Raw genomic sequence first — 23765 nt, forward strand, 5'->3', positions numbered from 1 at the left:
TCCCTCTGTTCCCTTCTTCAGGAGTCCGCCATGCTTGACGCCACCCTCAAATCCCAGCTTCAGACCTACCTCGGCATGCTGCGCCAGCCGATCCGGCTGATCGCGTCGCTGGATGACAGCGACACCGGCACCGAGATGCGTGGGCTGCTGGACGACATCGTTTCGCTGTCGGACAGGGTCACGCTGGACACCTCGGGCGACGATGCGCGCAAGCCTTCTTTTGTGGTGGCACGTGAAGGTGAGACCGCAGGCGTGCGCTTCGCCGGCCTGCCGTTGGGCCACGAGTTCACCTCGCTGGTGCTGGCGCTGCTGTGGACCGGTGGCCACCCACCCAAGGTCGAGGCTGACGTGATCGAGTCGATCAAGGCCCTGGACGGTGATTTCAGCTTCGAGGTCTACATGTCCCTGACCTGCCACAACTGCCCGGACGTGGTGCAGGCGCTGTCGCTGATGGCGATCTTCAACCCCAAGGTCAAGACGGTGGTGATCGAAGGTGGCGCGTTCCAGCAAGAAGTTGCCGACCGCGAGATCATGGCCGTGCCCATGGTGTTCCTGAACGGCAAGGTCTTCGGTTCCGGGCGCATGTCGGTGGAAGAAATCGTGGCCAAACTGGACACGAACTCGGGCGACCGCGAAGCCGCCAAGCTCAACGCCAAGGACCCGTTTGACGTGTTGATCATCGGTGGTGGTCCGGCTGGTGCGGCGGCAGCGGTGTATGCGGCCCGCAAGGGCATTCGCGTGGGCGTGGCGGCCGAGCGTTTCGGTGGCCAGGTCAACGACACCATGGCCATCGAGAACTACATCTCGGTGCTCGAAACCGACGGCCCCAAGTTCGCTGCCGCGCTGGAAGCCCAGGTGCGCCACTACGAGGTGGACATCATGAACCTGCAGCGCGCCGACAAGATCATCCCCGCTGAAGAGCCGGGCGGTCTGGTGCAGGTGCAGATGGCCCATGGCGGTGTGCTCCAGGCGCGCAGCGTGATCCTGTCCACCGGCGCGCGCTGGCGCAACGTCAATGTGCCGGGCGAGCAGGCATACAAGAACAAGGGCGTGGCCTACTGCCCGCACTGCGACGGGCCGCTGTTCAAGGGCAAGCGCACGGCGGTCATCGGCGGTGGCAACTCGGGCGTCGAAGCCGCGATTGATTTGGCCGGCATCGTGCAGCACGTGACCCTGGTTGAATTCGCCGACCAGCTCAAGGCCGACGCGGTGCTGGTGAGCAAGCTGAAAAGCCTGCCCAATGTGACGATCCATGTGAATGCTCAGACCACTGAGATCACCGGTGCCGAGGGCAAGGTGAATGGTCTGAAGTACAAGGACCGTGCGACCAACGAAGAACACTTGGTGCCGCTGGAAGGCGTGTTCGTGCAGATCGGTCTCGTGCCCAACACCGAGTTCCTCAAGGGCACGATTGAGCTGAGCCGCTTCGGCGAGATCGTGGTCAATGCCAAAGGTCACACCAATGTGCCGGGCGTTTTCGCTGCGGGCGATTGCACCACGGTGCCGTACAAGCAGATCGTGATCGCTGCGGGCGACGGCGCCAAGGCCGCTCTGAGCGCTTTCGATCACCTGATCCGCCAGCCGGTCCCCGCCGAGGCCGTGGCCGCCTGATCCTTCAGGAGAAAGCATGAAAAAAGCCGCTGGGGTGACCCAGCGGCTTTTTGTTTTCTGACGGACCGAAGGGGTCCGCCGAACAGCAGATCAGTGACCCGATGCGCCCGAAGCACCGATGCCGGTCTCCGAACGCACCTGCTGCGCCAGGAAGCCTGCACGGTCCACCTTGGCGCGCGCGCTGCGGTCCAGCATCGAGAACAGCCAGATGCCCACGAAGCCGATGGTCATGGAGAACAGGGCTGGGGATGTGTAGGGGAACCAGGCCGAGCCCTTGGGATTGCCCAGCGTGGCTTCCCACACCGAGGGCGACACAACCGTCAGCGCCACCGAAGAGATCAGGCCCAGGAAACCACCGATCACAGCGCCCTTGGTCGTGCAGTCTTTCCACAGCACGCTCATGAACAGCACCGGGAAGTTCGCCGAGGCGGCGATGGCAAAAGCCAGTGACACCATGAAGGCGATGTTCTGCTTCTCGAAGGCAATGCCCAGCACCACAGCGACGATGCCGAGGCAGATCGTGGTGATCTTTGACACGCGCAGTTCGGAAGCGCTGTCGGCCTTGCCCTTCTTGAACACCGTGGAGTACAGGTCGTGAGATACGGCAGAGGCGCCCGAGAGCGTCAAGCCCGCCACCACGGCGAGGATGGTTGCGAAGGCCACGGCCGAGATGAAGCCGAGGAACACGTTGCCGCCGACGGCGTTGGCCAGGTGAATGGCGGCCATGTTGTTGCCACCCATCAAAGCGCCCTTGGCGTCCAGGAAGTCAGGGTTGGTCAGCACGAAGGTGATGGCGCCAAAACCGATGATGAAGGTCAGCAGGTAGAAGTAGCCGATCCAGCCCGTGGCCCACATCACCGACTTGCGCGCTTCCTTGGCGCTCGGGACGGTGAAGAAGCGCATCAGGATGTGCGGCAGACCGGCGGTACCGAACATCAGCGCCATGCCGAAGCTGATGGCGGAGATGGGGTCTTTCACGAAGTTGCCCGGGCCCATGATCGAGAAACCGGCCTTGGTGGCATCGGGCATGGCGTTGGCCGTGGCGAGGTCCTTGGCGGCCTTGGCAACGGCTTCAGGCGTCGATGCGGCAGCGGAGGCTGCGGTGGCCGCAGCGGTGGCGGTGTCTTTGGCGGCTCCGCCCAGTTGCGCCTTGATTTCAACGGCCTTGGCGAACATCGCTTCAGGGCTGAAGCCAAAGTGCCACAGCACCATGAAGGCCATGAACGACGCGCCGCCCAGCAGCAAACAGGCCTTGATGATCTGCACCCAGGTGGTGGCGGTCATGCCACCGAACAACACGTAGACCATCATCAGCGCGCCAACGATGATCACGGCGATGTAGTACTCCAGGCCGAAGAGCAGCTTGATCAACTGACCGGCGCCGACCATCTGTGCGATCAGGTAGAAGGCCACCACCACCAGCGTGCCCGAGGCGGCAAAGATGCGCACCGGGGTCTGGTCGAAGCGGAACGCGGCCACGTCGGCGAAGGTGAACTTGCCCAGGTTGCGCAGGCGCTCGGCCATCAGGAAGGTGATCACAGGCCAGCCCACGAGGAAGCCGATGGAGTAGATCAGGCCGTCAAAACCGCTGGCCATCACGGCCGCAGAAATACCGAGGAACGAAGCGGCCGACATGTAGTCGCCCGCAATCGCCAGACCGTTCTGGAAGCCGGTGATGCCGCCACCGGCGGTGTAGAAGTCGGACGCGCTCTTGGTCTTGGCGGCGGCCCACTTGGTGATGAACAGCGTGCCCACCACGAACAGCGCGAACATCGTGATGGCCGTCCAGTTGGTGGCCTGTTTCTCGGCCTGACCCAGATCGGCGCCCGCCGACCAGGCTGCAAATGAAACACCAAACAGCGCGAGCAGGGTCAGGACGCGGCGGGTGTGCTTGTTGGAAAAATTCATTTCGTCACCGCCTTGATCACCGCATTGGACAGTTCGTCGAACTCGGTGTTCGCGCGCTTGACATAAATGGCCGTGATCACGATGGTGAACACGATGACGCCGAAGCCGATGGGAATGCCCATGGTCATCACGCCGCTGCCGATTGTTTGTGAGAGGAACTCTTTGTTGAAGGCCACGAGCAAGATGAAGCCGTAGTACACGACCATCATTGCCAGCGTCAGCCACCAGCCAAAGCTTGATCGCTTGGCTCTGAGCTCCTGGTATTTCGGATTGCTTGCAATCCGTTGAACCAGATCATTTTCCATACCGTCTCCTTCTGTGGGTTTGAACAGAAGGCAGAGTAGGTTCCACCACTTACGTTGCACTTACCCAAACGCGCACGCGCTCGCTTGCGAAGGGGGGACTTTCCCTAGGGCATGCGCTGGCGTTTTGTCAGACGTGTGTAATGTCTGAATGCAGCAGACACTCTCTGAATGGCCGCTCAATACGCCAGCCGCTCCGGTCGAATTTCCTGCAGGATGGTGGTGGCGATCTCTTCAATCGACTTGGTGGTGGTGGAGAGCCAGCGAATGCCCTCGCGGCGCATCATGGCCTCGGCTTCATTGACCTCAGCCCGGCAGTTCTCCAGGCTCGCGTAGCGTGAGTTGGGGCGCCGCTCGTTGCGGATCTCACTCAGGCGCTCCGGCGCAATCGTGAGGCCAAAGATCTTCTTGCGGTGTGGCACCAGGGCAGGCGGCAGCTTGCGCCGGTCGAAGTCTTCCGGGATCAGCGGGTAGTTCGATGCCTTCAGGCCGTGCTGCATGGCCAGGTAGAGCGAGGTGGGGGTCTTGCCGCTGCGGCTCACGCCCACCAGGATCACATCCGAGCCCGCCAGATCTTTGTGGCTCTGGCCGTCGTCGTGCATGAGCGAGAAGTTGATCGCTTCAATGCGGTCGTTGTATTCCTTGCTCTTGGACGCGTCCGAGAAACGCCCGACGCGGTGGTTGGACTTGATGCCCAGCTCGTCTTCCAGCGGCTCCACGAAGGTGCCGAACATGTCGAGCATCATGCCGTTGCAGTGCGCCTTCACCACCGCCAACACGTCCATGTTCACCACGGTCGCAAAGACCAACGGTCGTTTGCCCTCGACCTCGGCCGTGTGGTTGATCTGGCGCACCGCCTGGTGGGCCTTGTCCACGCTGTCCAGAAACGGCAGGCGCACGCGGCGCATGTCGATTTCAAACTGGTTGAGGATGGCGTTGCCGAAGGTCTCCGCGGTGATGCCGGTGCCGTCGGAGAGGAAAAAGGCCGTTCTGGTGGGCATGCTGGGTCTCTGGCAGGGGTTTGCAAAAAATTCAGGTCAGGGCACAGCAGTTTTCATGCCGCAGTGGACGCTCTGGCCGTCGGGAGTGGGCTGCCGCCCTACAATCTGGGGCTCGCGCGGAATCCATTATCCGATTGCCCCGCCCTGTTTGCAGCACCGTTGCCCGGAGCAAGACCCACAACAGAACCACAGGTCGACAGCTGGCGCAAGGAGCCCCCGGTTTTTTCAACCTTAGGAGTCTTCCCATGTCCAACCTGTTTGGCGCGACCGATCTGGTCGTCCCCTTCGAACAACTGCGAATGAGCGACGTCGAGTCGGTCGGCGGCAAGAACGCCAGCCTCGGCGAAATGATCTCGCAGCTGCCGCAAGGCGTGAAGGTGCCCACCGGCTTTGCCACCACAGCGCATGCCTTCCGCGAGTTCCTGAAATACGACGGCCTGACCGACCGCATCAATGCGCGCCTCGATGCGCTCGACACCGAAGACGTGCGCGCGCTGGCCGAGGCCGGCGCCGAAATCCGAGCCATGGTGGAAAACCAGCCGTTTCCGGCCGATCTGGAGAAAGCCATCCGCGACGCCTTCGTCACGCTGGTGGGTGACAACCCGAAGGCCACCTTTGCGGTGCGCTCATCGGCCACGGCCGAAGACCTGCCCGACGCCTCGTTCGCCGGCCAGCAAGAGACTTTCTTGAACGTGCATGGCATCGACGAGGTGCTGCACAAGATGAAGGAGGTGTTTGCCTCCCTCTACAACGACCGCGCCATCAGCTACCGCGTGCACAAGGGCTTCGCCCATGCCGACGTGGCCCTGTCGGCTGGCGTTCAGCGCATGGTGCGCTCCGACACCGGTGCCGCGGGCGTGATGTTCACCATTGACACCGAGTCCGGCTTCGAAGAGGTGGTCTTCATCACCTCCAGCTACGGCCTGGGCGAGACGGTGGTGCAAGGCGCCGTGAACCCCGACGAGTTCTACGTGCACAAGCCCATGTTGAAAGCCGGCAAGCGAGCGCTGATCCGCCGCAACCTGGGCAGCAAGCTGATCCAGATGACCTTCACCACGGCCGAAGAAAAGGCCGCCGGTGCGCTCAAGGGCAAGCTGGTCAAGACGGTGGACGTGCCGGTCGAGCAGCGCAACCGCTACAGCCTGACCGACGCCGACGTCGAGCAGCTGGCGCATTACGCGCTGGTGATCGAGCAGCACTACGGTCGTCCGATGGACATCGAGTGGGGCAAGGACGGCACAGACGGCCAGCTCTACATCCTGCAGGCCCGCCCCGAGACGGTGAAGAGCCAGTCGGCCGGCAAGGTCGAGGTGCGTTACAAGCTCAAGGGCAAGGGCGCCGTGCTGGCCTCGGGCCGCGCGATTGGTCAGAAGGTCGGTACCGGCCCGGTGCGCCTGGTGCACAACATCAGCGAGATGGACAAGGTCCAGCCCGGCGATGTGCTCGTGACCGACATGACCGACCCCAACTGGGAACCGGTGATGAAGCGCGCGAGCGCCATCGTGACCAACCGCGGCGGCCGCACCTGCCACGCCGCCATCATTGCGCGCGAGCTGGGCATCCCTGCCGTGGTGGGTTGTGGCAACGCCACCGACCAGCTGAAAGACGGCACGCTGGTCACGGTGAGCTGCGCTGAGGGCGACACCGGCCACATCTACGACGGCCTGCTGGAAACCGAGATCACCGAGGTGCGCCGCGGCAGCATGCCCGAGGTCGACGTGAAGATCATGATGAACGTGGGCAACCCCCAGCTGGCGTTCGACTTCGCGCAGATTCCCAACAGCGGCGTCGGTCTGGCACGCTTGGAATTCATCATCAACAACAACATCGGCGTGCACCCGAAGGCGATCCTGGACTACCCCGCGATCGACGCCGATCTGAAGAAGGCCGTGGAGTCGGTGGCCCGTGGCCATGCCTCGCCGCGCGCTTTCTATGTGGACAAAGTGGCCGAAGGCGTGGCGACCATCGCCGCCGCTTTCTGGCCCAAGCCGGTGATCGTGCGCCTGTCGGACTTCAAGTCCAACGAGTACCGCAAGCTGGTCGGTGGCAGCCGCTACGAGCCCGACGAAGAAAACCCCATGCTGGGGTTCCGGGGCGCGGCGCGCTACATCAGCGAAGACTTCCGCGAAGCTTTTGCCATGGAGTGCGAGGCCTTGAAGCGGGTGCGTGAAGACATGGGCCTGACCAACGTGCAGGTGATGGTGCCTTTTGTGCGCACACTGGGCCAGGCCCAGCGCGTCACCGAGTTGCTGGCCGAGAAAGGCCTCAAGCGCGGCGAGAACGACCTCAAGGTCATCATGATGTGCGAGATCCCGAGCAACGCCGTGCTGGCGAACGAGTTCCTGCAGTTCTTTGACGGCTTCTCCATCGGCTCCAACGACCTGACCCAGCTCACCCTCGGCCTGGACCGCGACTCCGGCCTGGAGCTGCTGGCCAAGGACTTCGACGAGCGCGACCCGGCCGTGAAGGCGCTGCTGAAGATGGCGATTGGCGCCTGCAAGGCACAGGGCAAGTACGTCGGCATCTGTGGCCAAGGCCCCAGCGACCACCCGGACTTCGCCCAGTGGCTGCGCGATGAGGGCATCAGCTCCATCTCGCTGAACCCGGACTCGGTGGCGGACACTTGGCAGTTGCTGGCTTCGACAGCGAAGTAAGCGTTCAGAACCCGTCGCACCAAGGCGGCAGGGCGAAAGCCCTGCCGCCTTTTTTGTGCGCGACAGCGTAAGGCCGTGGTCAGTGCCTGGCGCACAATCGGTTTCAAAGGCGCCACCACGATGGCGCTGCCGAAAGAGGAGACGCACATGTTCCAAGGTCTGGACGCCCAACGCCTGGTGGCCCTGTTTGTGGCCAGTGTGTTGCTTTTCAACTTTCCGCTGCTGGCGCTCTGGGACCACGATGCCCGCGTGTTCGGCTTGCCGCTGTTTCCTGCGGCCTTGTTCGTGATCTGGGCGCTGCTGATTGCGGCATTGGCCTGGGTGGTTGAGCGCACGCCTGAGGCGCCCGCGCCGGACGGCACCGACTAAGAGGCTGAGAGGAAATCGGTCATGCCCGCCTTGACGCCCCAAACCACCACCAGCCGCGTTGCAAATGCGCGCCGTAGCCCGAGCTACGGCTGTGCTTTGCGCCTTGCCGGCAGCGCTTTGGGGCGCCCTTTCGGGCACACCCAATTCCCTCCCAGCCTCTGACACCGCGCCATGTTGTCCGCCCCGCTCGTCATCGGTGTTTCGTTTGCCTACTTGCTTCTGCTGTTTGCGGTGGCCTATTGGGGCGACCGGCGGGCCGCGCAGGGACGTTCGGTCATTGGCAATGCCTGGGTGTACGCCTTGTCGATGGCGGTGTATTGCACGGCCTGGACCTATTTCGGCAGCGTGGGACGCGCCGCAAACACGGGTGTGTGGTTCCTGCCCATCTACCTCGGGCCGATGCTGGCCATGATCCTGGCCTGGATGGTGGTTCGCAAGATGATCCGCATCGCCAAGACCTACCGCATCACCTCCATCGCCGACTTCATTGCCAGCCGCTACGGCAAGAGCCCGACGCTCGCGGGCCTGGTGACCTTGATCACGGTGGTGGGCATCGTTCCCTACATCGCGCTGCAGCTCAAGGCCATCGCCAGTGGTTACGCGGTGTTGACCTCGCCGCTGGGCCAGGCCGTGGCCCAACCCGCCCAGTGGTGGCGTGACAGCACGCTGTACGTGGCGCTGGCGCTGGCTGGATTCACCATGGTCTTTGGTGCGCGGCACCTGGACAGCACCGAGCGCCATGAGGGCATGGTTGCCGCCATCGCGTTTGAATCCATCGTCAAGCTGCTGGCCTTTCTGGCCGTGGGTGTGTTTGTGGTTTTTGGCCTGTTTGATGGCCTGGGTGATCTGTTTGACCAAGCGCAGGCCATTGAGGCCGTGAACCGGCTGCTCCGGTTCGGGCAGGGCCAGCCCTTCGCCTACGCGCAATGGGCGGGCCTGACCTTGCTCGCCATGTTGTCGGTCATTTTCCTTCCCCGGCAGTTTCAGATGATGGTGGTGGAGAACGTGGACGAGCGGCACCTGAAGCGGGCCGTCTGGGTGTTTCCGCTGTACCTGCTGCTGATCAACCTCTTCGTGCTGCCCATCGCCCTCGGTGGGCTGCTGCATTTCGGCGTGGGGCGCATGGACCCCGAGACCTTCGTGCTCTCGCTGCCGCTGTCGCAAGGGCAGCAGGGGCTGGCGCTGCTGGCCTTTGTCGGCGGGTTGTCGGCTGCGACCGGCATGGTGATCGTCGAAGCCATCGCGGTCTCCACCATGGTCTGCAACGACCTGGTGATGCCACTGCTGCTGCGCAGTCGGCGCTTTGGTGCGCGCGCCAGCGGCGACCTCACGGGGGTGCTGCTGCTCATCCGCCGATGGGCGATCCTGTTCATCCTGCTGCTTGGGTACCTGTACTTCCACTTGGCGGGTGAAGCCTATGCGTTGGTGAGCATCGGCCTGATCAGTTTCGCCGCCGTGGCCCAGTTCGCGCCGGCCATGTTGGGCGGCATGTACTGGAAGGGCGGCACGCGGCGCGGCGCGCTCGCCGGTCTGCTGCTGGGGTTTGGCTTCTGGGCTTACACGTTGATGCTGCCGTCGCTTGCCAAGTCGGGTTGGCTGGCCGATGGCTTTCTCCAGCACGGCCTGTTCGGCTGGGTCTGGCTCAAGCCCGAGGCCTTCCTGGGCCTGTCCGGGCTGGACAACCTGACCCACTCGCTGTTCTGGAGCCTGCTGGTCAACATCGGCGCTTATGTGGGCGTCTCGCTCTGGCGCGTGCCGTCGGCAGCCGAGACCAGCCAGGCATTGTTGTTTGTGGACGTCTTTCATCGCACGGCGGGCTCGCGGCCGGTGTTCTGGCAGGGGCGGGCTCAGGTGCACGAGTTGCAGTCACTGGTGGGGCGATTTCTGGGGGTGAGGCGGGCGCAGCAGCTGTTTGCCGGTTACGCCCAGGCGGTGGGCGTGGAGGGCATCGCGCACATACCGGCCGACGCGCGCCTGGTGCAGTTCGTGGAGACCCAGCTCGCGGGTGCTATCGGCAGCGCCTCGGCGCGGGTGATGGTGGCTTCGGTGGCCGAGGAAGAGACACTGGATCTGGACGATGTGATGCGCATCCTGGACGAAGCCTCACAGTTGCGCGCGTATTCGCACGCGCTGGAGGACAAGTCGCGTTCGCTGGAGCGCGCCACGGCCGAGCTGCGCGAGGCCAATCAGCAGTTGCAGAGCCTGGACCGGCTCAAGGACGACTTCATGTCCTCCGTGACCCACGAGTTGCGCACGCCTTTGACATCGATCAGGGCGCTGTCGGAGCTGATGCGGGACGATGACGACATGGACCTGCCCCAGCGGCAGCAGTTTCTGGGCATCATCGTGACCGAGGCCGAACGCTTGAGCCGGTTGGTGAATCAGGTGCTGGACATGGCCAAGATCGAGGCCGGCCATGCCGAATGGAACGAGGAAGCGGTGGACCTGCGCGAACTGCTGGAGCAGGCCGCGGGCAGCATGGGCGAGATGTACCGGGAGCGGGGTGTGACGCTGGCGCTGGACCTGCCGCCGAGCGTGGGGCCGGTGAGTGCCGACGCGGACCGCATCACCCAGGTGGTGCTCAACCTCTTGTCCAACGCCCTGAAGTACGCGCCGCGCGAAGGCGGCCGCGTGGTGATGCGCTTGCGCGACGCCGGCCCCTCGGTCGAAGTGGAGGTGCAGGACAACGGACCGGGCATCGCAGCCGACCAGCAGGCCATGGTGTTCGAGAAATTCCGGCAGGTGGCCGGCGACGCGCACTACCGGCCGGGCGGCACGGGGCTGGGCCTGCCGATCAGCCGCCAGATCGTGGCGCATTTCGGCGGGCGCATGTGGCTGCGGTCCGAACCGGGGCAGGGCGCCTGTTTCGGTTTTTCACTGCCGCACCGCGCGACGGACGCACCGCCCGAACAGAACAACCAGAGGAGCACAGAGACATGAGCACCAAAATTCTGATTGCAGACGACGAGCCCAACATCCTGATCTCGCTGGAGTTCCTGATGAAACGCGAAGGCTACGAGGTGGTGCTGGCGCGCGACGGGCAGGAAGCCATCGACGCCATCCAGCGTGAGCGCCCCGCGCTGGTCTTGCTGGACGTGATGATGCCGATCAAGACCGGCTTTGACGTCTGTTACGAGGTGCGCTCGAACGAGTCGGTGCGAGATACCTTGATCGTCATGCTCACCGCCAAAGGGCGCGACACCGACGTGGCCAAAGGCCTGGCGCTGGGCGCCAATGCCTACATGACGAAGCCCTTCTCCACCAAGGAGCTGGTGCAGAAGGTGCGCGAACTGCTGGGCACCTGAACATGGCGGCGCAACAGAAAACCGACCGCCGGCTCTGGTGGTTGCTGGCAGCGGCGGCCGCGCTGTCCCTGGTCTGGCTGATGCTCACCATCGGCTTGCTGGGCTCCACGCTGGAACCGGATGCACGCCAGACGGTCTGGGGCCTGATCGGTGATCGCCTGACGCTGATCGCCTTGACCTGGGCGGCGGGCATGGCCGCCATCGCTTATGGGCTCAAGCGCTGGTTCGATCATTGGGTCACGCCCTCGGTGCAGCTCGCCGAAGAGGCGCAGGTGCTGCTGCGGACCGACGTGGTGCGCGAACTGCCGCTCAAGGGCAACGTCGAAACCCAGGTGCTCGTCGGCCTGTTCAACCAGCTGGTGGCACAGCGCGAAGAGCTGCGTGCCGAGATGGATGCCAAGGTGCAGGAGGCGGCGCAGGGGATCGAGCAGGAAAAGAGCCGGCTCGCCGCGCTCATGTCCGAGCTCACGCAGAGCGTGGTGGTGTGCAACCTGGACGGGCGCATCCTCCTCTACAACAACCGCGCCCGCATGCAGTTCCGCGCGCTCTCACAAGCGCCCGGCGTGGCCGGTGGTGCCGAGCTGATGGGCCTTGGGCGTTCGATCTACAGCGTGTTCGACCGCAAGCTGGTGGCGCATGCGCTGGAAAACATCCAGCAGCGCATGCTGCGTGGCGCGGGCCAGCCTTCAGCGCAGTTTGTCACCACCACGCCAGCGGGGCAACTGCTGCGGGTGCAGATGGCGCCCGTGCGCTCCCCGGCGGTGGCCGGCGCCACGGAACCCTCGCTGGACCTCACCGGCTTCGTGCTCATGCTCGACAACATCACGCGCGATTTCGAGGCCGAGTCCGCGAAAGACCAGGTGCTGCACACACTGACCGAGCGCAGCCGCGCGGCACTGGCCAGCATGCAGGCGGCGCTGGACATGCTCGACTACCCCGATCTCGACGCCACCATGCGTGAGCGCTTTCTCGGTGTGCTCCGCGACGAGACCATGGCGCTGAGCCAGCGCATCGGAGCGCTCGAAGCGGGTTCGACCGACAGCCTGAAAACGCGTTGGCCGCTGGAAGACATGTTGGGCACCGATCTCGTGACCGCTGCGCTGAAGCGGATTGAAACCGTCACCTCGCTGCAGGCCTCCGTCGCCGAGATCGACCCCGCGCTCTGGCTCAAGGTCGAGAGCTTCTCGCTGCTGCAAGCCTTGGTCTGTCTGGCGGGCCGCTTGGGCGACGAGTTTTCCGTGCGCTTTGTCCAGTTGCGTTTGCAGCCGGCAGCGGGCAGCCCCGGCAAGGCCTGGCTGGACCTGATCTGGAGCGGCCAGGTGATGAGCACCGAGACCGTGATGAGCTGGGAGATGGACCCGATGAGGGTGGGCAACGAAACCGTTCGCCTGACGGTGCGCGACGTGATCGAACGTCACAACGGGGCTTTCTGGTTCGAGCGCGAGCGGCTGCGCCATCAGGCCTTTTTCCGCTTCCTGCTGCCGCTGGCCAACCCGCAAGAGCAGGTGGACGCCGCCACGCTGTCGACGAACGAAAGTCGGCCCGAGTACTACGACTTCGATCTCTTCAAGACCACCGAGCAGACGCGCACGATGGACGACCGCCGGCTCACCGATCTGGTCTACACCGTGTTCGACACCGAGACGACGGGGCTGAACCCCGGGCAGGGCGACGAGATCATCCAGATTGGCGCGGCGCGCATCGTCAACCACAAGCTGCTGCGCCAGGAATGTTTCGAGCAGTTGGTGAATCCGCAGCGCCTGATTCCCGCCGCGTCGATACCGATCCACGGCATCCGGCCCGACATGGTGATGGGGCAGCCCACCATCGACCAGGTGCTGCCGGCCTTTCATGCGTTCGCCCAAGACACGGTGCTGGTGGCCCACAACGCGGCCTTTGACATGCGCTTCCTGCAACTCAAGGAACAGCAGGCCGGCGTGGTGTTTGACCACCCGGTGCTCGACACCCTGCTGTTGTCGGCCGTGATCCACCCCAACCAAGACTCGCACCGGCTGGAGGCCATTGCCGAGCGCTTCAACGTGACCATCGTCGGTCGGCACACGGCCCTGGGCGACGCCATGGTCACGGCTGAGGTGTTCCTGAAGCTGATTCCGCTGCTCGCCGAAAAAGGCATTCACACGCTGGGTGAAGCCAGAGAAGCAGCGCAGAAAACCTACTACGCCCGAATCAGGTATTGACCCCCGCGCCGCGCCGCCTTTACAGCACGCTTGGCCCAACCCAGGATGCGGTGGAACCGGCTTTGCCGGGCCACTCGCATCGCCCCCTGGGGGGTGACGCGCCGCAGGCGCGGCGCGGGGGGCGTCACATCCGATACCGCTGGCCCATGACGCTTTGCACCGTCTGCACGACCACGAAAGCGTCTTTGAGCTGGTGGCGCTCGAAGTTGGAGAGGTCGTCCGGGTTGATGTGGTTGTCGGGGAGTTGACCGGCGGCCATCTGGTGCGCCTGGTGCTGGATGCGCAGAAAGGCCAGAAACTCCAGCGCGTCTTGCAGGTCACGGGCTGTTCTCTCGCTGAGCCCGCCGCCCGCTGCCGCGGCGGTCAGGCGGTCGTGCGTGTTGATGTCGTTGTCGCCATGGGCCAGCGCGCAGACCCGCGCCAGATCCACGATGGGCACCACGCCATGGTGCTTGAGATCGATGGTCCCTTTGTGCTCACCGCTGCGGATGGTGGAAAAGCCTTTGAACATGCCCAGCGGTGGTTGCCGGAGCAGGGCGTTGCCGACCATGTGTGCCAGAAAAATCGAGTTGCCGCGGGTTTGCTGCAACACGCTGCGCCGCAGATCGTCCAGCAACCCAGCGTTGCCGTGGATCGCCCGCATGTCGAAGAACACGCAGGTGAGCATGAGGGCCGTGGGGTCGGGCTGGCTGGTCCATTCGGTGAAATACGCCAGCCAGCGCCGGCGCGGTTGGCGCCACTGGTCGGTCTGGGCCATCATCTCGCCGGGGCAATACACGTAGCCACAGGCATCGAGTCCGTCGCAGACGAAGGTGGACAGTGCTTTGAAGTAGGCACCGTGCAGCGCTTCGTCGTAAGTGTCGTCCAACAACATGCAGTTGTCCTGGTCGGACTTGGCGGTCTGTTCGTTGCGCGCTTGAGAGCCTGCGGCCACCCAGACGTAGTCCACCGGCGCCGGTCCGAACTGGGCCTCACCGAGTTGCAGCAAGCGGCTGGTGATGGCATCGGTGATGGCCGTGACGATGTGCCCGGTGCTGTAGGCCGAGGCCTCTGCGGCGGCCAGGCTTTGCTGCAGGCGCTTGACCTTGGCGGCGACGGTCTGAAGTCCTTCGACCGTGGTCTGCTTGTAGATGTCACCCGCCAGGTAGACCGCCGAGGTGCTGTGTTGTTCGGTCAGGTCGGTGGCGGTGATCATGCCGGCGATTCGCTGGCCGTCGAGCACCGGCACGTGGTGGATGTTGTGGCGGGCCATGAGCAGCAGCGCGTCGAAGGCCGGGTTCTTCACATCGACGCTCATGGGCGCGAGGGTGGCGATGTCTGCAATCGGTCGCGCCGTGTCCATCCCGGCGGCAATCACCCGGTTGCGCAGGTCGCGGTCGGTGATCAGGCCGAACAGCAGTCCCTGTTCGACGATCAGGACCGACGACACACGCTGGTCGCTCATCACCTGCGCGGCGTCGCGAATGCTGGTGTGGGGCGACAGCGTGATCGGGGCGCGTTTGATCAGCGCGCTCACGGGCGTGGTCATGAGGTTGAGCGCCGGGTCGCTGTTCGGGCCACCACGGGTCGCGTGCGGCGTGACCATGTGCCCGCTCTGTGCGGGCTTGGCCAGAAAGTAGCCCAATGCCGGCGTTTCCTTGCACAAGGCTTCGGCGGTCAGCGCGTCGAGCCGGGTGTAGCGGCAATCCGTTTCAGCCAGGGCGGCGCTGATCAAGAGGGACTCGCCCTGCGCCAAGCCAAACAACTCTCCCGACCGGAGACTCAGCAAAGCCTCTCCATCGGCGTCCTGCAGTTGAACGGAGCCTTCGATCAACCAGTAGAGATGGGCCTTGAGCCTCTCACCGTCAGCGATGCGCTCGCCTGCGATCACTCTCAAATCGGGCAGTGCACGTGCCAAGGCGTCTTGGGTCATGGGTGGCAGCAACCCCAGGATGCGGTGACGGGAGAGGGACTTTTGCAGTGAAACGGAGGTGCCAGCGTCTTCGCTCATGGATGAACCGAGCCTGTTGGTATGAGGTGCTTTTGATGCTACACCCCAGGGACGGTACCTTCTGCGGGTAAACCCTCTCGGTGTTTGACCTAGGGCAGGACGTGCAATTGACCACTCTGTAAGTGTTCGGTAAGTCAGGTGCCAAAAATGGGCCCACCATTACCCGATCCTTACATGTTGACACTCATTGCCTCTGTCAAATTGATAGCCGAGATCGCCCTTCTGGCGCTGTTTGGCCAATGGGTGCTGGGCTTGCTGTCCGGACAGAAGCGGGACACCAACTTGTTCTACAAAGTCCTGCAGCAGATCGGCAAACCCTTCGTGTTGCTGGCCCGTTTTGTCTCGCCGCGCTTTGTGCTCGAACGCCACCACCCCTTGGTGGCGTTTCTGATTCTGGGGTTCGTGTGGATCATGGCGACCGCCGCCAAGATCTCCCATTGCTTGAAGATCGGGGTCCAGTTGTGTCAATGATCACGTCCATCGACGCCTGGTTCGTGCGCTGGCAGGTGCGCTTGTTGTTGTTGGCCGGTCAGCAACGCCAGGCCTTGGCCCGTGTGGATCAGTTGCTGCTTGATCAGCCCCTGGAACCTTATGCGCTCGCGACACGGGCCCAGTTGCTGACCGAGCTGGGCGACAAGCCTGCCGCCATTTTGACCCTGGAGCGCCTGGTGGAAGTGCAGCCAGCGAAGTCTTCAGGGTGGTACAACCTGGGCTTTTTGCGCGAAGAAGAAGGCCGCCTGGAGCAGGCCGAGGCCGCGTTTCACCGTGCCATCGAGATTGAGCCCGATATGGACCGCGCCTGGTACGGGCTGGGCCTCAGCCTGATCCGCCAGGGCCACTTCGACGAAGCCCTCGTGGCGCTTCGCAAAAACACCGAACTGCAACCCATGAGCCCCTACGGCTGGTATCAGCTGGCCCGGGTTCATGTGGATCGACATGAGCCCGACGAGGCAGCGAAGATCATTCGCCACCTCCGAAAGTTCGAGCCGAAGGTGGCGGCACAGCTTGAGCGCGAGACAGGACTGGGCGCCGCCCTGACCTGATCGATCTACCCGGCTCTGGCCGGATGGATCAACTCGCATTGGTGCTGTGGTGCCCCAGAAGTGGTGGCCAGTCACAAGCTGGTTGCCGAACCACGCGGACCGTCTGCAGGCCACCTGAGGAGACAGGTGGTGTCCGCGATCTGCCCGAGAGGGCGTCATTGATGGAGTCGATCAGATGGAATTGACAGATAACCACCGCCGCTATTGGCGGAAAAACCTCAACATCACCGCCGTATTGCTTGCAATCTGGTTCGTGGTGACCTTTGTTGTGAGCTTTTTCGCGAGAGACCTCAACTTCAACTTTTTCGGTTGGCCCTTCAGCTTTTGGATGGGGGCGCAAGGGGCCTTGGTGGTGTATTGCCTGATCATCGGGTACTACGCTTGGTACATGAACAAACTCGACATCGAACACGGTGTCGAAGAGACCGAGGAGTAACACCATGGCAGGCATGTTCGAAACAGCGGGCGCCGGCGGCGGCTCCAACAAAGCGTTCAAGAGTCAACTCAACAAGGTCTACAAGTGGTACACGGGCGGCTTCGTTGTCTTCGTGGTGGTCCTGGCCATCCTTGAGCAACTGGGCCTCTCGCGCGAGTGGATCGGCTTCATCTTCCTTCTCGCCACCATTGGCCTGTATGCCGGCATCGGCATCATGAGCCGGACCACCGACGCGGCGGAGTATTACGTGGCCGGGCGCCGTGTGCCCGCCATGTACAACGGCATGGCCACTGGCGCGGACTGGATGTCGGCCGCGTCCTTCATCGGCATGGCCGGTACGCTGTACCTGACCGGTTACAGCGGCCTGGCCTTCATCATGGGCTGGACCGGTGGCTACTGCCTGGTGGCGCTGTTCCTGGCGCCCTACCTGCGCAAGTTCGGCCAGTTCACGATTCCCGACTTTCTGGGTGAACGCTATGGCGGCAACCTGCCACGCTTCATCGGCATCGTCGCGGCCATCCTGTGCTCATTCACCTATGTGGTGGCGCAGATCTACGGCGTGGGCCTGATCACGTCGCGCCTGACCGGTGTGGCGTTCGAGCTGGGCATTTTCCTCGGGCTGGGCGGCATTCTGGTGTGCTCCTTCCTGGGTGGAATGCGCGCGGTGACCTGGACACAGGTGGCCCAATACATCATCCTGATCGTGGCCTACATGATTCCGGTGGTCTGGCTTTCAGTGAAGCAAACCAGCGTGCCCGTGCCGCAGGCCATCTACGGCTACCAGCTGGAAAAGGTCACGGCCAAGGAAAAGCTGCTCGCCAACGATCCCAAAGAGCTGGAGGTGCGTGAAATCTTCAAGAAGCGCGCCGCTGACCTGGACGCGAAGCTGAAGGACCCCGCCGCGGCGCTGGCGGCTGACAAAGCCGCAGCCGAAGCCAAGCTGGCCGAAGTGCGTGCAGCCAACGGCGCTGCGACCGATGTGGCTGCGGCAGAAAAGGCGCTGGCCGCTGTTCCGAAGGACGAGGCCGCCGCCAAGAAAGCATGGACGGCTGCCAAGACTGCGGCGGAGAACAAGGCCAAACCACTCAACGGCATGCCGGCCCACGCCGCGCAGTTCAGCGGCGACCCGAACGGCGATGAGAAAGCTCAGAAGACGTACAGAGAGTCGCGCCTGAACTTCCTGGCACTGATCTTCTGTCTGATGATCGGCACCGCCGCGCTGCCGCACATCCTGATGCGCTACTACACCGTGCCGAGCGTGAAAGAGGCGCGTCAGTCAGTAACCTGGTCGCTGTTCTTCATCTTTTTGCTGTACTTCACGGCCCCGGCGCTGGCCGTGTTGGTCAAGTACGAGGTGTTCCATGTGCTGGTCGGCACGCCGTTTGACCAGTTGCCAGCTTGGGTGGCTTCGTGGAACAAGGTGGATCCTACGTTGATGGCGATCACCGACATCAACAAGGACGGCATTCTGCAGCTCAACGAGATGACCATCGGTGGCGACATCATCGTGCTGGCCACGCCTGAAATTGGTGGCTTGCCTTACGTGATCTCGGGTCTGGTGGCCGCGGGCGGCCTGGCCGCTGCGTTGTCCACCGCCGACGGCTTGCTGCTGACGATTGCCAACGCGTTGTCGCACGACCTGTACTACAAGATGATCGACCCGAACGCATCCACCGCGCGACGCGTGACCATCTCCAAGATGCTGCTGTTGGTGGTGGCCTTGTGCGCGGCGTATGTCGCGGCGCAGAAACCGGCGGACATCCTGTTCCTGGTGTCGGCGGCGTTCTCGTTCGCTGCGGCGGCCTTCTTTCCTGCACTGGTGCTTGGCATCTTCTGGAAACGGGCCACCGGCATCGCAGCTTCACTCGGCATGGTCGCCGGTCTGGGCATCACCGTGTACTACATGGTGACCACCCAGCCGTGGATGCGCGGGATCTTTGGCGTCACGTCACCGATTGAGCTGTGGTTTGGCATCCTGCCGATCTCTGCGGGTGTCTTTGGTGTGCCGCTGGGCTTTCTGGTGATCATCGTCGTCAGCATGGTGACCCCGGCGCCCAGTCGCAAGGTCCAGGAGCTGGTGGAACACGTGCGTTATCCCAGCCTGAAGCTGTCCTGAGCCGGAGAGTCTGCGGGGTAGAAATCCCGCAGACCCCGGTGCTCTCGCCGACAGAGGTTCAAATGCTTGCCGGCCCGTCAAAGCGACGGGCCGGCATTTTTTTGCTAGAATCATGGGCTTCGCCTTGCTGCACCCCTGTTGACGCTGGGGGCAGCTTTTTAATCCACAAGGAGAGTCCATGCGTCATTACGAGATCGTTTTGCTGATCCACCCGGATCAAAGCGAACAGGTTCCAGCCATGCTGGAGCGTTACAAGGGCATGATCACCGCCGGCAACGGCAAGATCCACCGCGTTGAAGACTGGGGTCGCCGTCAACTGGCGTACCAGATCAACAAGCTGTCCAAGGCCCACTATCTGTGTGTCAACATCGAAGCCGATCAGGCTGTGATGGCCGAACTGGAGCACGCCTTCAAGTTCAACGACGCCGTGCTGCGCCACCTGACCGTGCTGAAGAAGAAGGCCGAAACCGGCCCTTCGAGCATGATGAAGTCGGTCGAGCGCGAAGAGGCCCGCAAGCTGCAGGCTCCTGAGCGCGAATCTCGCGAACAGCGCGAACCGCGCGAGCCCCGCGAACAACGCGCCGAAGCCTGACACCCGAGGTGTGACATCGCCAGCAGGTAACCAGTTTCAATTGTCGGCCACGGTGGTGCAGGTTCAAAGCCTTCGTTACACCCCGGCAGGCATACCGGCCGTGAATCTTGTGCTTGAGCACGAGTCGATGGTCACCGAAATGGATGCCCCGCGAACGGTGAAACTGCAACTGAGGGCCGTGGCCTTCGGTTCAATGGCAGAGACGCTGTCCCGACAGGGGCTCGAATCGGTCTGCAGCTTTCACGGTTTCCTGGCGAATGCACGCAACGGCAAAGGTGTCGTGTTCCATATTCAAGATTTCAGCAAAACATAGGAAAGGCCCATCATGGCTGCACCGAAACGTTTCAACAAAGACAAGCGCCCCAAGCGCAACACCCAATCGCTGCTGTTCAAGCGCAAGCGCTTCTGCCGCTTCACCGTGGCCAACGTCGAAGAAGTCGACTACAAGGACGTGGATGTCCTGCGTGACTTCATCGCCGAAAACGGCAAGATCATCCCCGCTCGCCTGACGGGCACCCGCGCCTTCTACCAGCGCCAGGTCAACACCGCCATCAAACGCTCGCGTTTCCTGGCCATGCTGCCGTACAGCGACCAGCACCGCGTCTGAAAGGGAAACTGACATGCAAATCATTCTTCTCGATAAAGTGGTCAACCTCGGCGCTCTGGGCGACGTGGTCAAGGTCAAAGACGGCTACGCACGCAATTTCCTGATTCCCGCTGGCCGCGCTCGTCGCGCTACGCAAACGGCCATCGCCGAATTTGAAGCTCGCCGCGCAGAGCTGGAAAAAGTGGCTGCTGCCAAACTCGCCGAGGCGCAAGCCCTGGGTGGAAAGCTGGCTGCTGTGGCGCTCAAGCTGTCGCAAAAAGCTGGTGTAGACGGTCGGCTGTTCGGTTCCGTGACCAACCACGACGTGTCCGAAGAGCTGAACAAGCAAGGCTTCGCAGTGGTGAAGTCGCAAGTTCGCATGCCCAATGGCCCGTTGAAAAATGTGGGTGACTACACGGTGAGCGTGAACCTGCACACCGACGTCACCATCGACGTGAACGTGTCGGTGCTCGGCGAAACCGCCTGAGCCCCGCCTGACCGGCGGTTCATCCGCCGATCGGTCAAAGGCCGCTGCCCTCGGGTCAGCGGCCTTTTGTTTTCTGAGCACGGAGTTGTCCCCATCCGTCCCCAGCCTGTGCACGGCTTGTCCACAGGCTTGTCCCATGACATCCACGAGGGTGCGGCGTACCATTGCCGATTCAACAGGAACGCCATGTCAGCCGTCTTTTCCAACTCACTTTCCTCCTTCGATGCCGGCCTGGATGACGCCGGTTTCGGGTCCGACCGACAAATCGCTCAGTTGCGGGTGCCACCGCATTCCATTGAGGCCGAGTCCAGTGTGCTGGGCGGCCTGCTGCTCGACAACCAGGCCTGGGATCGCGTGGCCGATCTGGTCAACGACTCCGACTTCTACCGCTACGAGCACCGGCTGACTTATTCCGCAATCGCCGCGCTGGTCAATGCCAGCAAGCCGGCCGATGTAGTGACGGTGTTCGAGCACTTGCAGAACCTGGGCAAGGCCGAAGAGGCGGGGGGACTTGCCTACCTGAATTCATTGGCACAGTACGTGCCCAGCGCGGCCAACATCCGACGCTACGCCGAGATCGTGCGCGAGCGCGCCATCCTGCGCAAGCTGGTGGCAGCCAGCGATGAAATTGCCACTGCGGCGTTCAACCCGCAAGGCAAGCAGGTCGCCAAGATCCTTGACGAGGCCGAACAGAAGATTTTCAAGATCGGCGAAGAAGGCTCGCGCATGAAGGAGGGTTTCCAGGGCATGGACACGCTCGTGGTCGATCTGCTGGACCGTGTGCAGGAGATGGCCGACAACCCGATGGACGTGACTGGCGTGCCCACCGGGTTCATTGACCTGGACCGCATGACCTCGGGTCTGCAGGCCGGTGATCTGGTGGTGCTGGCCGCGCGCCCTTCCATGGGAAAGACAGCGTTTGCCATCAATATCGCCGAGCACGTGGCGCTCAACGAAGGCCTGCCGGTCGCCGTGTTCTCCATGGAAATGGGTGCATCCCAACTGGCGGTGCGTATCGTTGGTTCCATCGGCCGGATCAACCAGGGCCATCTGCGCACCGGCAAACTCACCGACGATGAATGGCCACGCCTGACCGAAGCCATCGAGAAGTTGCGCAACGTGTCCCTGCACATCGACGAAACGCCGGGTTTGACCCCCAGTGAGCTGCGCGCCAATGCACGGCGCCTCTCGCGCCAGTGCGGCAAGCTGGGTCTGATCGTGGTGGACTACCTGCAGCTCATGAGTGGTTCAAGCTCCGATGGCGGCGACAACCGCGCGACGGAGTTGGGCGAAATCTCACGCGGCTTGAAAATGCTGGCCAAGGAGCTGCAGTGCCCGGTGATCGCGCTTTCCCAGTTGAACCGTTCGGTTGAGCAGCGCACCGACAAGCGCCCGATGATGAGCGATCTGCGCGAATCAGGTGCCATCGAACAGGATGCGGACATCATCATGTTCATTTACCGCGACGAGTACTACACCAAGGATGCGTGCAAGGAACCTGGCGTGGCCGAGATCATTATCGGCAAACAGCGAAATGGCCCCACGGGTGTGGTCAAGCTGACCTTCCTGAATACGCTCACCCGCTTTGAAAGCTTGGCTGGCGGTGGTGATTTCTGAACCCTGCACCACCCAAAGAAAAACCCGGCAGAGCCGGGTTTTTCTTTGGTGCGTACAGCGCGATCAGAGCACTTCACTGGCGTAGTCGGCCAGCCGCGAACGCTCTCCGCGTGCCAGCGTGATATGCCCACCATGAGGCCAGCCTTTGAAGCGGTCCACCGCGTAGGTCAGGCCTGACGAGCCTTCGGTCAGGTACGGCGTGTCGATTTGCGCCAGGTTGCCCATGCAGATGATCTTGGTGCCCGGGCCTGCCCGAGTGATCAGTGTCTTCATCTGCTTGGGCGTCAGGTTTTGCGCCTCGTCGATGATGACGTACTTGTTCATGAAGGTCCGCCCGCGCATGAAGTTCATGCTCTTGACCTTGATGCGGCTGCGAATCAGCTCGTTGGTGGCTGCACGACCCCAGTCACCCGCGTTGCCACCGTCACCCTTGGCCAGGAATTCGAGGTTGTCGTCAAGGGCGCCCATCCAGGGGCCCATTTTTTCTTCTTCAGTGCCTGGCAGAAAACCGATGTCCTCGCCCACACTGACCGTGGCACGGGTCATGATGATCTCGGTGTAGCGGCGGTCGTCGAGCACCTGCGTCAGGCCACTGGCAAGGGCCATGAGTGTCTTGCCGGTGCCGGCTGTGCCTGCCAGCGTCACGAAATCGACCTCGGGATCCATCAGCAGATTGAGCGCAAAGTTCTGCTCGCGGTTGCGGCTGGTCACACCCCACACCGCGTTCTTCAGGTGCGTGAAATCCTTCAGGGTCTTGAGCACAGCGGTCTTGTCACGGATTTCAGTCACACGAGCGTACAGCGCTGGTTCGCCGGGTGCTTCGAAATAGACAAACTGGTTGATGTAGAAATGTCCCACCGCCGGGCCACTGACGCGGTAGAAGGTGTGACTGCCGCTTTGCCAGCTCTCGATGGTCTTGCTTTGACGGGTCCAGAAGTCTTGCGGCAGCGCCAGAGCACCGGCGTACAGCAACTCGCCGTCTTCCAGTGTCTTGTCGTTCTGGTAGTCGTCCGCGGCCAAACCCAAGGCACGCGCCTTGACCCGCATGTTGATGTCTTTGGACACCAGGATGACTTCGCGTTCGGGATGTTTCTCACGGAGTGCATGCACCACGCCGAGAATCTGGTTGTCCGCCTTGCCTTGCGGCAGGCTGCTGGGCAACTCAGCGTTCAGCGGCTCGGTCTGGAAAAAGAGCAAACCCCGCGCGGTCTGGTGCCCTGTCGCTGAAAGCTTGAGCCCTTTGGCCATGTCGCTGCCTTGCTGCGCGGCGAGGGCGTCCAGGGTGCGGCTGGTTTGACGGCCGTTGCGTGCGACTTCGGTCATGCCCTTCTTGTGACCATCGAGCTCTTCGAGCACGATCATCGGCAGGTAGATGTCGTGTTCCTCAAAGCGGAACAAGCTCATGGGGTCGTGAAGCAGCACGTTGGTGTCGAGCACAAACAGGCGCGTGGCACCATGGGACGCGGCTTTGCCCCCACGACGACGGGCTCCCGCATGTGGCGCCAAAGCCGCCGGGGTGGGGGTCGGAAAAGGCAACCGGGGTGCCGGAG

At 62.8% G+C, this 23765-nt stretch carries 20 protein-coding genes; 15 read left to right on the top strand and 5 right to left on the bottom strand.

Annotated features, from left to right (window positions below):
- Positions 1–30 precede the first annotated feature (30 nt).
- A complete protein-coding gene (gene ahpF / locus B0E41_RS07080; RefSeq protein WP_077330346.1) occupies positions 31–1611 on the top strand; it encodes an alkyl hydroperoxide reductase subunit F in 1581 nt (526 codons plus the stop codon).
- Positions 1612–1701: 90 nt separating this feature from the next.
- Here the strand turns inward: ahpF and B0E41_RS07085 are convergent, their stop codons facing one another.
- From B0E41_RS07085 to B0E41_RS07095, 3 genes are all read right to left on the bottom strand, one after another.
- Positions 1702–3519 (bottom strand): cation acetate symporter, encoded by a 1818-nt coding sequence (locus B0E41_RS07085; protein ID WP_077330348.1) that lies wholly within the window; start codon positions 3517–3519, stop codon positions 1702–1704.
- The gene (locus tag B0E41_RS07090) at positions 3516–3824 is read right to left on the bottom strand and encodes a DUF485 domain-containing protein (protein WP_077330350.1); all 309 of its coding nucleotides are present in this window, start codon (positions 3822–3824) and stop codon (positions 3516–3518) included. Before B0E41_RS07090 ends, B0E41_RS07085 begins: the two co-directional genes overlap by 4 nt.
- Positions 3825–4000: 176 nt before the next feature.
- Positions 4001–4822: a pyruvate, water dikinase regulatory protein gene (locus B0E41_RS07095; protein WP_077330352.1), complete on the bottom strand. Its 822-nt coding sequence runs from the start codon at positions 4820–4822 to the stop codon at positions 4001–4003.
- Between the two features lie 245 nt (positions 4823–5067).
- On the opposite strand from B0E41_RS07095, the gene ppsA reads away from it, so the two are divergent.
- The 5 genes from ppsA (at position 5068) to B0E41_RS07120 (ending at position 13348) form a co-directional block, all read left to right on the top strand.
- Complete coding sequence (ppsA, locus tag B0E41_RS07100) at positions 5068–7476, top strand: phosphoenolpyruvate synthase (RefSeq protein WP_077330353.1); 2409 nt, start codon at positions 5068–5070, stop codon at positions 7474–7476.
- A gap of 147 nt (positions 7477–7623) precedes the next feature.
- Entirely contained in the window at positions 7624–7845 is a 222-nt protein-coding gene (locus B0E41_RS07105) for a hypothetical protein (protein ID WP_077330401.1), read from the top strand.
- 171 nt (positions 7846–8016) lie between these two features.
- Complete coding sequence (locus B0E41_RS07110; protein ID WP_077330355.1) at positions 8017–10785, top strand: sensor histidine kinase; 2769 nt, start codon at positions 8017–8019, stop codon at positions 10783–10785.
- Positions 10782–11150: a response regulator gene (locus tag B0E41_RS07115; RefSeq protein WP_077330357.1), complete on the top strand. Its 369-nt coding sequence runs from the start codon at positions 10782–10784 to the stop codon at positions 11148–11150. Before B0E41_RS07110 ends, B0E41_RS07115 begins: the two co-directional genes overlap by 4 nt.
- 2 nt (positions 11151–11152) lie before the next feature.
- The gene (locus B0E41_RS07120) at positions 11153–13348 is read left to right on the top strand and encodes an exonuclease domain-containing protein (RefSeq protein WP_077330359.1); all 2196 of its coding nucleotides are present in this window, start codon (positions 11153–11155) and stop codon (positions 13346–13348) included.
- A 124-nt stretch (positions 13349–13472) separates the two neighbouring features.
- On the opposite strand, the gene B0E41_RS07125 is transcribed toward B0E41_RS07120, so the two are convergent.
- Entirely contained in the window at positions 13473–15338 is a 1866-nt protein-coding gene (locus tag B0E41_RS07125) for a putative nucleotidyltransferase substrate binding domain-containing protein (RefSeq protein ID WP_077330361.1), read from the bottom strand.
- A gap of 174 nt (positions 15339–15512) precedes the next feature.
- Here B0E41_RS07125 and B0E41_RS07130 point away from each other — a divergent pair, with 174 nt between their 5' ends.
- The 9 genes from B0E41_RS07130 (at position 15513) to dnaB (ending at position 22215) form a co-directional block, all read left to right on the top strand.
- Complete coding sequence (locus tag B0E41_RS07130; protein ID WP_077330363.1) at positions 15513–15809, top strand: hypothetical protein; 297 nt, start codon at positions 15513–15515, stop codon at positions 15807–15809.
- Positions 15806–16381 (top strand): tetratricopeptide repeat protein, encoded by a 576-nt coding sequence (locus B0E41_RS07135; protein ID WP_077330365.1) that lies wholly within the window; start codon positions 15806–15808, stop codon positions 16379–16381. The genes B0E41_RS07130 and B0E41_RS07135 overlap by 4 nt, the downstream gene beginning before the upstream one ends.
- Positions 16382–16556: 175 nt before the next feature.
- Positions 16557–16817 (top strand): DUF4212 domain-containing protein, encoded by a 261-nt coding sequence (locus B0E41_RS07140; RefSeq protein WP_077330367.1) that lies wholly within the window; start codon positions 16557–16559, stop codon positions 16815–16817.
- A 4-nt stretch (positions 16818–16821) separates the two neighbouring features.
- A complete protein-coding gene (locus tag B0E41_RS07145; RefSeq protein WP_077330369.1) occupies positions 16822–18933 on the top strand; it encodes a sodium:solute symporter family protein in 2112 nt (703 codons plus the stop codon).
- Positions 18934–19111: 178 nt separating this feature from the next.
- Positions 19112–19525, top strand: a complete 414-nt coding sequence (rpsF, locus tag B0E41_RS07150; RefSeq protein WP_077330371.1) for a 30S ribosomal protein S6 — start codon at positions 19112–19114, stop codon at positions 19523–19525.
- Positions 19526–19535: 10 nt separating this feature from the next.
- The gene (gene priB, locus B0E41_RS07155; RefSeq protein ID WP_253194663.1) at positions 19536–19838 is read left to right on the top strand and encodes a primosomal replication protein N; all 303 of its coding nucleotides are present in this window, start codon (positions 19536–19538) and stop codon (positions 19836–19838) included.
- A 12-nt stretch (positions 19839–19850) separates the two neighbouring features.
- Positions 19851–20132, top strand: a complete 282-nt coding sequence (rpsR, locus tag B0E41_RS07160) for a 30S ribosomal protein S18 (RefSeq protein WP_077330375.1) — start codon at positions 19851–19853, stop codon at positions 20130–20132.
- 13 nt (positions 20133–20145) lie between these two features.
- On the top strand, positions 20146–20598 hold the full coding sequence (gene rplI, locus B0E41_RS07165; protein ID WP_077330377.1) for a 50S ribosomal protein L9: 453 nt from the start codon (positions 20146–20148) through the stop codon (positions 20596–20598).
- 186 nt (positions 20599–20784) lie between these two features.
- Positions 20785–22215 (top strand): replicative DNA helicase, encoded by a 1431-nt coding sequence (gene dnaB, locus B0E41_RS07170; protein WP_077330379.1) that lies wholly within the window; start codon positions 20785–20787, stop codon positions 22213–22215.
- A 63-nt stretch (positions 22216–22278) separates the two neighbouring features.
- Here dnaB and B0E41_RS07175 read toward each other — a convergent pair.
- On the bottom strand, positions 22279–23765 hold a 1487-nt coding region (locus B0E41_RS07175; RefSeq protein WP_253194664.1), incomplete at its 5' end, for a PhoH family protein.

Origin of the sequence: Hydrogenophaga sp. A37 (assembly GCF_002001205.1) — a bacterium.
Classification (GTDB): Bacteria; Pseudomonadota; Gammaproteobacteria; order Burkholderiales; family Burkholderiaceae_C; genus Hydrogenophaga.

What these genes read in the sequence shown, in the direction of transcription:
- rplI (WP_077330377.1), top strand. Translation starts at nt 20,146, where the DNA reads ATGCAAATCATTCTTCTCGATAAAGTGGTCAACCTCGGCGCTCTGGGC.
- ahpF (WP_077330346.1), top strand. Translation starts at nt 31, where the DNA reads ATGCTTGACGCCACCCTCAAATCCCAGCTTCAGACCTACCTCGGCATG.
- B0E41_RS07095 (WP_077330352.1), bottom strand. Translation starts at nt 4,822, where the DNA reads ATGCCCACCAGAACGGCCTTTTTCCTCTCCGACGGCACCGGCATCACC.
- dnaB (WP_077330379.1), top strand. Translation starts at nt 20,785, where the DNA reads ATGTCAGCCGTCTTTTCCAACTCACTTTCCTCCTTCGATGCCGGCCTG.
- rpsF (WP_077330371.1), top strand. Translation starts at nt 19,112, where the DNA reads ATGCGTCATTACGAGATCGTTTTGCTGATCCACCCGGATCAAAGCGAA.
- B0E41_RS07110 (WP_077330355.1), top strand. Translation starts at nt 8,017, where the DNA reads ATGTTGTCCGCCCCGCTCGTCATCGGTGTTTCGTTTGCCTACTTGCTT.
- B0E41_RS07085 (WP_077330348.1), bottom strand. Translation starts at nt 3,519, where the DNA reads ATGAATTTTTCCAACAAGCACACCCGCCGCGTCCTGACCCTGCTCGCG.
- B0E41_RS07140 (WP_077330367.1), top strand. Translation starts at nt 16,557, where the DNA reads ATGGAATTGACAGATAACCACCGCCGCTATTGGCGGAAAAACCTCAAC.
- B0E41_RS07135 (WP_077330365.1), top strand. Translation starts at nt 15,806, where the DNA reads ATGATCACGTCCATCGACGCCTGGTTCGTGCGCTGGCAGGTGCGCTTG.
- rpsR (WP_077330375.1), top strand. Translation starts at nt 19,851, where the DNA reads ATGGCTGCACCGAAACGTTTCAACAAAGACAAGCGCCCCAAGCGCAAC.
- B0E41_RS07115 (WP_077330357.1), top strand. Translation starts at nt 10,782, where the DNA reads ATGAGCACCAAAATTCTGATTGCAGACGACGAGCCCAACATCCTGATC.
- B0E41_RS07130 (WP_077330363.1), top strand. Translation starts at nt 15,513, where the DNA reads ATGTTGACACTCATTGCCTCTGTCAAATTGATAGCCGAGATCGCCCTT.
- B0E41_RS07090 (WP_077330350.1), bottom strand. Translation starts at nt 3,824, where the DNA reads ATGGAAAATGATCTGGTTCAACGGATTGCAAGCAATCCGAAATACCAG.
- B0E41_RS07105 (WP_077330401.1), top strand. Translation starts at nt 7,624, where the DNA reads ATGTTCCAAGGTCTGGACGCCCAACGCCTGGTGGCCCTGTTTGTGGCC.
- B0E41_RS07120 (WP_077330359.1), top strand. Translation starts at nt 11,153, where the DNA reads ATGGCGGCGCAACAGAAAACCGACCGCCGGCTCTGGTGGTTGCTGGCA.
- ppsA (WP_077330353.1), top strand. Translation starts at nt 5,068, where the DNA reads ATGTCCAACCTGTTTGGCGCGACCGATCTGGTCGTCCCCTTCGAACAA.
- B0E41_RS07145 (WP_077330369.1), top strand. Translation starts at nt 16,822, where the DNA reads ATGGCAGGCATGTTCGAAACAGCGGGCGCCGGCGGCGGCTCCAACAAA.
- B0E41_RS07125 (WP_077330361.1), bottom strand. Translation starts at nt 15,338, where the DNA reads ATGAGCGAAGACGCTGGCACCTCCGTTTCACTGCAAAAGTCCCTCTCC.